Source organism: Microvirga sp. P4_G7, from assembly GCF_056401005.1.
Window position 1 is genome coordinate 1 of sequence record NZ_JBFUKD010000760.1, and the last position, 1,640, is coordinate 1,640.

The window sequence follows — 1,640 nt, forward strand, 5'->3', positions numbered from 1 at the left end:
GAACAGGGCGGCGTCGACCGCGCCGCGGATCCGCTCGGCGATGGCATCGGCTGTTTTGGCATCGGCGCCGGGGAGGAAGATGCAGAATTCGTCGCCGCCGAAACGGCCGGCGATGTCATTTTCCCGAATGCCCGTGCGAATGGCGGCCGACGCGGCGTTCAAGGTTTCGTCGCCCGCCGCGTGTCCATAGGTGTCGTTGATGGTCTTGAAATTGTCGACGTCGATGAGGAGCAACGCGCCCTCGTCGGTCGTGCGACGCAGGAACTGGACACGCGTCGAGAAGGAATCGCGGTTGAGAAACCCCGTCATCGAATCCCGTGTCGTCTGCTCCTGCAGCGCGGCGTTGGCGAAACCGAGTTCGTCCAAAGCCTGTCTGAGACGATCGTTCTGCCGGAAGATGTAATAGCTTATCGGAAACGCGGTCATCATCGGCAGGAAGCAGTTCATGACGACCACGAACGCCGTATAGGGCTGCCCGGCAGCCTTGCGGGCCACAAAGGACACCACCTGCACGATCGCCACGACGAGGATCGTCACCAGGCCGGACTTAGAAACAATGCTCTTCATGAACCGCCCCCCGGCTGGTCGGACGAAGCGACGCTGATCGAACCGCCTTCTTAAACCATATCGCAAGGGAAGCTACTTACGTGGACGCCCCGACCGCACGCGGCGCCACACGTGGATCGCTCTCGAAGAGCGATCGTTGGAACTCGAGGGCGAGCCGCGGGCTCTCGCAGAGCGCCTGTACGCTCGTCGGTGTCACGCGCATCCGCCACGTCTGCCGCCGCACAGGGGCGGGTTTTACAAAAACGCGGCATGTGAGCCAGGAATAGGTGACGCCGCGACTTGGACACCGCACGGAAGCCGAGCGTACCCCTTCGGCTTCGGCCGCGCGCGCGAGATCGGCAAAGACCTGACACGCCGAGTAATCCGACAGGTCGCGCAGGGACGCGTCAGCGTCGGGCGCGATGTCGACGAGGCGCTCGGTGGCAATCTCGACGGAAAACGCCGTGTATTCCGACATCTTTCCCGGCAACGGCGTGCCGGGTGATTCCGCGAAGAACAGCACCCGGTAGAACGCCATCTCGGCCATCGCGGTCTCCACGGTCGCAGCTGTGTAGAAGACGCCTTCGCGCTGGCCGATCCTGCGAAACCGCGATCCGTATTTGGCGGGGTACCGAAAGGGCGTGAAGAGAAGCACATCGAGATGGCGGCACTCGGGCGGTATGGGCGGCTTGGTGCCTTCGATGAGTTCCTCGAGCCTGGCTTGCTCGACGAGGTTGTCGACCAGCGGATTGGTCGAGATGACGTATTGCGATTCCACCACCCGCCAGCACTCGCCCGCGAAGTGCTTGAAATCAGAGCGGAGCGCGTCTGGCGTCCAGGTAATCGATGACATGGGTCAGACCGGCAATCGATTGAACCGCGTCCACGGGACGGGCGTCGAGCGCTGTGTTGTGGTGGCGGAACCAGGCACTTGCGACGCTCGCGTCGCCGCCGACGATCGCATCGAGGGAGCGGAAGAGGCGGATGAACATGATGGCGAGTTCGTAGGCCTTGCGGTCCGTTTCGAGCGGAAACGCCCCGCTCTTCATGCGCGACACGGTGGCCTCGGAAACGCCGATGATGCCGCCCAGCAC

3 protein-coding genes are annotated in these 1,640 nt (G+C 63.2%); all 3 read right to left on the minus strand.

Annotated features, from left to right (window positions below; genetic code table 11):
• A partial coding sequence (locus AC1DT3_RS20390; RefSeq protein WP_477467029.1) for a GGDEF domain-containing protein occupies positions 1–567 on the minus strand: 567 nt, incomplete at its 3' end.
• A gap of 76 nt (positions 568–643) precedes the next feature.
• Positions 644–1,399 carry an RES family NAD+ phosphorylase gene (locus AC1DT3_RS20395; protein WP_477467030.1) on the minus strand — a complete coding sequence of 252 codons (756 nt, stop codon included), beginning with the start codon at positions 1,397–1,399 and terminating at the stop codon, positions 644–646.
• The coding region (locus AC1DT3_RS20400; protein ID WP_477467031.1) for an MbcA/ParS/Xre antitoxin family protein at positions 1,359–1,640 on the minus strand (282 nt) is incomplete at its 5' end. The genes AC1DT3_RS20400 and AC1DT3_RS20395, both read right to left, overlap by 41 nt.

What these genes read in the sequence shown, in the direction of transcription:
- AC1DT3_RS20395 (WP_477467030.1), bottom strand. Translation starts at nt 1,399, where the DNA reads ATGTCATCGATTACCTGGACGCCAGACGCGCTCCGCTCTGATTTCAAG.